7 protein-coding genes and 1 pseudogene are annotated in these 8,294 nt (G+C 72.2%); 1 reads left to right on the top strand and 7 read right to left on the bottom strand.

Going from position 1 to position 8,294, the window contains the following annotated elements; genetic code table 11:
* Positions 1 to 88, top strand: a pseudogene (locus A9X05_RS30320) (laccase domain-containing protein); the annotation flags it as partial.
* Here the strand turns inward: A9X05_RS30320 and pgeF are convergent.
* The 7 genes from pgeF to A9X05_RS02555 all read right to left on the bottom strand — a co-directional run.
* Complete coding sequence (gene pgeF / locus A9X05_RS02525) at positions 81 to 788, bottom strand: peptidoglycan editing factor PgeF (protein WP_067758601.1); 708 nt, start codon at positions 786 to 788, stop codon at positions 81 to 83. The pseudogene A9X05_RS30320 and the gene pgeF sit on opposite strands and share 8 nt — an antisense overlap.
* Positions 789 to 889: 101 nt before the next feature.
* Complete coding sequence (gene ftsZ, locus A9X05_RS02530; protein WP_067758682.1) at positions 890 to 2,041, bottom strand: cell division protein FtsZ; 1,152 nt, start codon at positions 2,039 to 2,041, stop codon at positions 890 to 892.
* A gap of 219 nt (positions 2,042 to 2,260) precedes the next feature.
* Entirely contained in the window at positions 2,261 to 3,202 is a 942-nt protein-coding gene (locus tag A9X05_RS02535; RefSeq protein WP_067758598.1) for a cell division protein FtsQ/DivIB, read from the bottom strand.
* On the bottom strand, positions 3,199 to 4,659 hold the full coding sequence (murC, locus tag A9X05_RS02540) for a UDP-N-acetylmuramate--L-alanine ligase (protein ID WP_067779024.1): 1,461 nt from the start codon (positions 4,657 to 4,659) through the stop codon (positions 3,199 to 3,201). Before murC ends, A9X05_RS02535 begins: the two co-directional genes overlap by 4 nt.
* Entirely contained in the window at positions 4,656 to 5,867 is a 1,212-nt protein-coding gene (gene murG / locus A9X05_RS02545; RefSeq protein WP_067779027.1) for an undecaprenyldiphospho-muramoylpentapeptide beta-N-acetylglucosaminyltransferase, read from the bottom strand. Before murG ends, murC begins: the two co-directional genes overlap by 4 nt.
* On the bottom strand, positions 5,864 to 7,501 hold the full coding sequence (gene ftsW / locus A9X05_RS02550) for a putative lipid II flippase FtsW (protein WP_067758588.1): 1,638 nt from the start codon (positions 7,499 to 7,501) through the stop codon (positions 5,864 to 5,866). Before ftsW ends, murG begins: the two co-directional genes overlap by 4 nt.
* A 7-nt stretch (positions 7,502 to 7,508) precedes the next feature.
* Positions 7,509 to 8,294: glutamate ligase domain-containing protein (locus tag A9X05_RS02555; RefSeq protein WP_304442436.1), on the bottom strand; the 786-nt coding region annotated here is incomplete at its 5' end.

Below are 8,294 nucleotides of genomic sequence, written 5' to 3' on the forward strand. Positions count from 1 at the left end.
CTTCAACCTGGGCGACCACGTCGGCGACGATCCGGCGGCGGTGGCCGCCAACCGCAACCGGCTGGCCACCGCCATCGCGGTCACTCCATCCACACCAGGGAGGCCAGCCGGCCGGTGGGCGCGTCCCGGCGGTGGCTGAACAACGTCGGGTCGTCGACCGTGCACCGCGGGTCGATGTCGATGGCCCTCACACCCAAATCCGTTAACTGGCAAGCGATTCCGGCCCGAAGATCGAGGCCGGGGGTGCCCGCCGAGGTGGTGGTGCGGCTGCCGGGCAGCGCGGCCTCCACCTCGTCGGCCATGGCCGCGGGCACCTCGTAGTTGCGGCCGCTGACCGCCGGGCCCAGCAGGGCCGAGATGTCCTCGGGGCGCGCGCCCAGCTCGACCATCGCCTCCACGGTGCGGGCCACCACCCCGCGCTGGGCGCCGACGCGGCCTGCGTGCACGGCCGCGGCCACTCCGGCGCGCGCGTCGGCGAGCAACACCGGCACGCAGTCGGCCGTCACCACCGCCAGAGCCAGCCGCGCGGTGCCGGTCACCAGCGCGTCGGTGTTCTCGACCGCGCCGCCCCGTGGCCGGTCGACCACCTCCACCCGGTCACCGTGGACCTGGTCCATCCACACGACGCGCTCGGGCTTGAGCCCGATGGCGGCGGCCAGCCGGTTGCGGTTGGCGGCCACCGCCGCCGGATCGTCGCCGACGTGGTCGCCCAGGTTGAAGGTGTCGAACGGTGGACCCGAGACACCACCGGCGCGGGTGGTGGTCACCCGCCGGATGCGCACGCTCACTTCTTCAGTATCCGGAGCCCCCCGGCTGCCAGCGGGCAGCGCCATCCTGCCCGTGCTTTTCGTGGCCGGTTTGTCGCGCACTGGCAAGCAGATCGAGACCCTCAGCGGCGCATGAACGGCGGCACGTCGACGTCGTCGTCGTCGCCACCGATATTCAGCGTGGCGCCGTTGGTGTGAACCGGGACGCTGACCGCGTCGACGGGTTCGAACAGTGTCGAGGTGAGCTTGCCGGCCTTCGCCGATTCGATGCGGTGCGCGCCGCCTTTTTCGGCGGCGCTGTCCCCGGTGACCGGTCTGCGACCGGGACCGGTCGCGCTGAAGCCCGCGGCGATGACGGTGACGCGCACCTCGTCGCCGAGGGAGTCGTCGATGACGGTCCCGAAGATGATGTTGGCGTCCTGGTGGGCGGCGTCCTGCACCAGCGAGGCGGCCTCGTTGATCTCGAACAGGCCCAGGTCGCTGCCGCCGGCGATCGACATCAGCACGCCCTGGGCGCCCTCCATGGACTGCTCCAGCAGGGGTGAATTGATCGCGATCTCGGCGGCCTTGAGCGACCGGCCCTCGCCGCGGGCCGAGCCGATGCCCATCAGCGCGGTCCCCGCACCGGACATGATGCCCTTGACGTCGGCGAAGTCGACGTTGATCAGGCCCGGCGTGGTGATCAGGTCGGTGATGCCCTGCACGCCGTTGAGGAGCACCTCGTCGGCGCTGCGGAAAGCGTCCATCAGGGACACCGCGGCGTCGCCCATCTGCAGCAACCGGTCGTTGGGGATGACGATCAGGGTGTCGCAGCTTTCCCGCAGCGTGTTGATGCCGCCTTCGGCCTGCGAACCGCGCCGCTTGCCCTCGAAGGAGAACGGCCGGGTGACCACGCCGACGGTCAGCGCGCCCAGCTTGCGGGCGATGCTGGCGACGACGGGCGCGCCGCCGGTGCCCGTGCCGCCGCCCTCGCCGGCGGTCACGAACACCATGTCCGCGCCACGCAGCAGCTCCTCGATCTCGTCCTTGGCGTCCTCGGCGGCCTTGCGGCCGACCTCCGGGTCGGCCCCGGCGCCGAGCCCGCGGGTGGAGTCGCGGCCGACGTCGAGCTTGACGTCGGCATCGCTCATCAACAGCGCCTGCGCATCGGTGTTGATCGCAATGAACTCCACGCCCTTGAGGCCCTGTTCGATCATCCGGTTGACGGCGTTGACGCCGCCACCACCGATACCCACAACCTTGATGACGGCCAGGTAGTTATGCGGGGGGGTCATCATCTCGTCTTCCTCCCTGGTGGGGATTCGGTTTCTCCGGTCACTCACGGTCCCCCTGGCAAACCCTCAACCTCAACCATAGAGTTAGAGTTATGTCAAGTAGTTCCGCGCAACCAGAACGGTATGGGCATGGCGCGCCCTAACCCCGCAGGCGCGCCGACGCGCGGCTCGCAAATTTTTTCTGTTACGACCGTCACACGCCGCGCTTGACCGGCGTCGCTACTTCACCGTCGGCAGGTCGGGGCTCGACACGTCGTAGGTCCGTCCGGGCTGGGTCAGCAGCGCGGCCAGCTTCTCGGCCTTCTCGTCGGTGCGATCGGTCGTCCCCCAGATGACGACCCGGCCATCGCCCAGCGTCAGCGTGATCGAGGCGACCGAGGGGGCCGCGACCCGGCCCACCTGGCCCGCGACCTCGGGTCGCAGCGCGGTCAGCACCTGCAGCGCGGCCTTGGTCGCCGGGTCGTTGGGGCCCGGGTTGGCGACGTCGAGGTACGGCAGCGCCGGCGGCGGCGGCCCGGTCGCGAAGTCGACGCCGTCGCGGTCGAACAGGTGCGGGCCGTCGGGAAAGTCCTTCACCGCCACCGCGATTCGCTCGACGATGGTGATGCGCAGCGCCGACGGGTACTGGCGCTGCACCCGGGCGCTGGCCACCCGCCGGATGGCGGCCACCCGGTCGGCGACCTGGTTGGTGTTGATCTGCAGCAGCGGCGTGCCCGGCCGCACCCGGGCGGCGTCCAACACCTCTTCCCGGGTCACCACCCCGGTGCCGACGACGACGATGTTGCGGGCCGACATCGCGGGGGTGAAGTACAGGATCAGCGCGAGCCCGATCCCGAGGGCGACCAGCAGCACCGTCACCAACAGCATCTTCAGGCCGCGGACCACACCCCGGGCCACGGGTTTGGGCTCGTCGGCCGCGCGGCCGGTGGCCCGGCGTTTGGCCTCCCGGCGGGCCTCTTCGATGGCGGTGGCGCGTGCCTGCGCCGCGCGGCGCTCGGCTCTTTCCCGGCGCGCCCGTCGGCGCGGCCCCTCGAATTCCTCGTCCTCCGTGGGCTTCTCGACGTCGGGCCCCGCGGCGAAGATCGGTTCGGTGATCGCGCCGTCCGCCGAACCGGAGGCCGATTCGCCGGCGACACCCACGGGGTCGTCCGGCTGGGTCATCGCGGCACTCCCGGCCGGCCGGGCGCGCTGCGGTTGTCCCGGATCCGCAGCTCGGTGACGATCTCCGGCCCGAGCAGGGTCACGTCGCCCGCGCCCATCGTGACGATGACGTCGCCCGGGCCGGCAGCCGCGGCCACCTGCTCGGCGACCGCGGAGAAGTCCGGCAGGTAGCGCACGGGCACGCTGACGTGCTCGGCGACGCTGGCGCCGCTGACCCCGGCCAGCGGTTGTTCGCGGGCGCCGTACACGTCGAGGACGAACACCTCGTCGGCGGCGTCCAGCGCGCGACCGAATTCCGCGGCGAATTCCTTTGTGCGCGAATATAAGTGAGGCTGAAAAACCACGAGGCTGCGGCCGCCGGAGCTCTGCTCGAGGACCGTGCGGACGGCGGCCAGCGTCGCGCTGATCTCGGTGGGATGGTGGGCGTAGTCGTCGAAGACGCGCACCGACCCGGAGTTGCCGACCAGTTCGAACCGCCGGCGGACCCCCTCGAAACCGGCCAGCCCGTCCAGCACCGCGTCCGCCGGGGCGCCGATCTCGAGCGCGGCGAGCAGGGCGCCCAGCGCGTTGAGCGCCATGTGCCGACCGGGCACCGACAGCCGCATCACGCGGGGATGCTGTTCGCCCGCCAGCTGGACGTGGGCGACCGCCTCGGTGCCCTGCTGCTCCCAGGACAGCAGGGTGGCGGCCTGGTCCACGCCCGGGTCGGATCCATAACGCAGCACCCGGATTCCCAGCTCGGCCGTGCGGTCCGCCAGCGCGGCCGCGCCCGGATCGTCGACGCACACCACCAACGCCCCACCCGGGGCCAGCCGCTCCACGAAGGCGTCGAACACCCGGACGTAGGCGTCGGCGCTGCCGTAGAAATCCAGGTGATCGGTCTCGATGTTGGTGACCACGGCGACGTTCGGCGTGTATTCCAGCAGCGAGCCGTCGCTCTCGTCGGCCTCGGCCACGAAACAGTCACCGCTGCCGTGATGCGCGTTGGTGCCGGCCTCCCCCATCTCACCGCCGACCGCGAACGACGGGTCGCGCCCGCAGTGCTGCAGCGCCACGATCAACATCGACGTCGTCGTCGTCTTGCCGTGCGTGCCGGTGACCATCAGCGTGGTGCGCCCGTCCATCAGCTTGGCCAGCACCGCCGGGCGCAGGATGATCGGAATGCCCCGCCGGCGGGCCTCGACGAGCTCGGGGTTGGTCTTCGGAATGGCGGCGTGGGTGGTGATGACCGCCGTCGGGCCGCCCGGCAGCAGGTCGAGCGACGACGCGTCATGGCCGATGCGGATCGAGGCGCCCCGGGCGCGCAGGGCGTGCACGCCGCGGGACTCCTTGGCATCGGACCCCGAGACCAGCGCGCCGCGGTCCAGCAGGATGCGGGCGATGCCCGACATGCCGGCTCCGCCGATGCCCACCATGTGCACCCGCTGCAGCTCGGGCGGCAGCTGTTCGGCGTTCACCGCCGCCCTCCCGCGGCTGCCTTCCTGGCGATGTCCAGCGCCGCCTGCGCCACCTGGCGCGCCGCGTCGGGGTGCCCGACCCGCGCGGCGGCCGTCGTCATAGCCGCCAACCGGGGCGGGTCGTTGAGCAGGGCGGACACCTCGCGGGCCACCAGTTCCGGCGTCAGCGCGGCGTCGGCGACCACCATGCCGCCCCCGCCGTTGACCACTGGCAGCGCGTTGAGCCGCTGTTCGCCGTTGCCGATCGGCAGCGGCACGTAGATGGCCGGCAACCCGACCGCCGAGACCTCGGCGACGGTCATGGCGCCGGACCGGCAGATCGCCAGGTCGGCGGCGGCGTAGGCCAGGTCCATCCGGTCGAGGTAGGGCACCGCGACGTACGGCGGATCGCCCGGTTGGCTCTCCCGCAGGTCGAGGGTGTTCTTCGGCCCGTGCGCGTGCAGCACCGACACGCCCGCGGCCGCCAGGTCGGCGGCGGCGCCGGACACGGCCCGGTTGAGCGACACGGCCCCCTGCGAGCCGCCGAACACCAGCAACACCCGCGCGTTCTCGGCGAAGCCGAAATGCCTGCGCGCCTCGGCGCGCAGCGCCGCGCGGTCCAGCGACGTGATGGCCGCCCGCACCGGCACCCCCACCACCTCGGCGCGCGGCAAACCGCAGTCGGGAACCGCGGACAGCACCCGGTCGGCGCCGCGGGCGCCGACCCGGTTGGCCAGGCCGGCGCTGGCGTTCGCTTCGTGGATCAGCACCGGGACGCGGCGCCGACGGCTGAGGCCGCGGGGAATCCCGCGGGCGGCGAGGTAGGCCGGCAGCGCCACGTACCCACCGAAACCGATGATGACGTCGGCGTCCACCGCGTCGAGCACCGCGCGGGTCTCGCGGACCGCGCGCCACACCCGCGGGGGCAGCCGCGCGAGGTCGCCGCTGGGCTTGCGCGGCAGCGGCACCGGCGTGATCAGCTCGAGGTGGTAGCCGCGCTGGGGCACCAGCCTGGTCTCCAGCCCGCGGTGGGTGCCGAGCGCGGTGATGCGCACCTGCGGATCGAGTGCGCTGAGCGCGTCGGCCACCGCCATCGCGGGCTCGACGTGGCCCGCGGTGCCCCCGCCGGCCAGCACGACCGACAGGGGTTTAAATGCCGACAACGCGGCACCGGCGGGCTGGGGACTTGTCCCCCGCCCGCCGGTCGGCTTGCTGACCGTGTCGTTCACCCGTAACGCTGACCTTCCAGTGCGCGTGCGCGCCGTGCCTGACGCTGGCCGGCCCCGCGAGTGGCGGAGCGCTGGCCAGATCCATGATGCACCGCCCTGCGCGCCGGCCGTGCGGCTGTGCGGGAGAACGCCGGCCGCAGCGGTTCCTGGGCCGTGCGGGCGGGCTTGCGCGCGCCGTTGCGCGGCGGGCTTCCCTTGCCCGGTTGCTTGCCGCCGCGCTTGCGGTCGCGGAACGATTCCAGCCGCGTCGGCACGTACGGCTGCGGCAGCGGCAGCCGCAGGAAGCGGTTCACCTTGTCGTCACGGCCGGCGCGCAGCGCGGCCACCGCCTCCGGTTCGTGACGGGCCGCGTTGGCCATGATGCCGATCATGAAAAGCGTTGCAGCCGTGGAAGTTCCACCTGCTGAGATGAGCGGCAGCTGGATGCCGGTGACCGGCAGGATCCCGATCACGTAACCGATGTTGATGAACGCCTGGCCCAGCACCCACATCGTCGTCGTGGCGGTCAGGAGCCGCAGGAAGGGGTCGGCCGACCGGCGGGCGATGCGCATCCCGGTGTAGGCGAACAACCCGAAGAGCACCAGCAGCCCGAACGCGCCGACGAAGCCCAGCTCCTCGCCGATGATCGCGAAGATGAAGTCGTTGTGGGCGTTGGGCAGGTAGTTCCACTTCGCGACGCCCTGTCCCAGGCCGTCGCCGAAGATCCCCCCGTGGGCCAGGGCGAACTTCGCCTGGCGGGCCTGGTAGCCGGTGTCCATGGGGTCGTTCTCGGGGTTCATCCAGGACTTCACCCGGTCCGAGCGGTAACCCGCGGACATGGCCAGGACCGCGCCCGCCATGAAGACGGCCAGCAGCGAGGTGGCGAAGACGCGCAGCGGCAGCCCGGCGTACCACAACAACGCCAGCAGGATGATGCCCAGCGACACCGTCTGCCCCAGGTCAGGCTGGGCGACGATCAGCGCCAGCGCGATGACCGCCGCCGGCACCAGCGGGATCAGCATCTCGCGCAGCGAGGCGCGCTCCAGGCGGCGTGCCGCCAGCAGGTGCGCGCCCCAGATGGCGAAGGCGATCTTCGCCAACTCCGAGGGCTGCATCGAGAAGCCGGCGATGACGAACCACTTCCGGGACCCGTTGGCCAGGTTGCCGATGCCGGGCACCAGCACGAGCACGAGCAGGATGACGGTGACGACGTAGCCGGTGAAGGCGACGCGGCGGATGAACCGGACCGACATGCGCAGCGAGGCGTAGCAGGCGATCAGGCCGATCACCGTCCACAGCACCTGCTTGCCGAAGATCACCCAGGCCGACCCGTCGGCGTCGTAGGACCGCACGCCCGAGGCCGACAGCACCATGATCAAACCGAGCGTCGTCAGCAGCCCGGCCACGGCGATGATCAGGTGGAACGAGGTCATGGGCCGGCTCAGCCAGGCGCCGAACCGGTTACGCCCCTCGCCTCCCGCCTGCGGCTTCGTGGACGGCCTGGCCTCCGAGCTGCCTGCGGCGCTGACGGGGCCGGTCGCCGCGTCGTCGTCGGCGTCCGGCTGCTCCGGTGCGGCGGCGTCGGTGGCCTTGGTGGCGCCGGCCTCTGCAATGTCCTTGCCCCGGCGTCTGAGCCGGGCCAGCGGGTTACCCATTCCCGCCCTACCGGGTGGCCGCGCGGACGGCGGCGGCGAAGGCGTCGCCACGGTCGGCGTACCCGGTGAACTGGTCAAACGAGGCGCCCGCGGGTGCCAGCAGCACCGTGTCGCCGGGCCGGGCCAGGTCGCGGGCCGCGGCCACCGCCGCGGTCATGACGGAAGTGCCGAGATCGTCGCCGGAATATTTCACTTCTGTCACATTTGCACCAACAACCACAGCCGTCGCATTCATATCAGCATCCTCGCCTGTCACAACCTGGACGACGGGGACATCCGGCGCGTGTCGCGATAACGCCTCTGCAACCTCTCGCCGATCCCGGCCGATCAGCACGGCCCCGACCAGGCGGGAGGCCATCCGGGCGACCTCGGCGTCCACCGACGCGCCCTTGAGCAATCCGCCCGCCACCCACACCACGCGGGGGTAGGCGAGCACGGACGCCTCGGCGGCGTGCGGATTGGTGGCCTTGGAGTCGTCGACGTAGGTGATGCCGTCGGCCACCGCGACCACCTCCGCCCGGTGCCGGCCCACCCGGAAGGACGCGACCGCCTCCGCGATCGCCTCGGCGGGCACGTCGACGCTGCGGGCCAGCGCGGCCGCAGCCAGGGCGTCGAGGACGCCGACGGGCCCGGGCACCGGGATCGAGTCGACCGGCAGGAGCGCGAGGTCGTCGGCGAAGGCGCGGTCGACCAGCCGGCCGTCGCGCACGCCGAGTTCGCCCACCGCCGGCTCGCCGAGCCGGAAGCCGACGCGCACCGGCGCCCCGGCGGTGCCCAGCAACGCCGCCGCCCG

Origin of the sequence: Mycobacterium sp. E3298, assembly GCF_001666895.1 — a bacterium.
Classification (GTDB): Bacteria; Actinomycetota; Actinomycetes; order Mycobacteriales; family Mycobacteriaceae; genus Mycobacterium.

Coding starts and splice junctions, on each gene's coding strand:
- A9X05_RS02535 (WP_067758598.1), bottom strand. CDS start 3,202: ATGACCCAGCCGGACGACCCCGTGGGTGTCGCCGGCGAATCGGCCTCC.
- ftsW (WP_067758588.1), bottom strand. CDS start 7,501: ATGGGTAACCCGCTGGCCCGGCTCAGACGCCGGGGCAAGGACATTGCA.
- ftsZ (WP_067758682.1), bottom strand. CDS start 2,041: ATGACCCCCCCGCATAACTACCTGGCCGTCATCAAGGTTGTGGGTATC.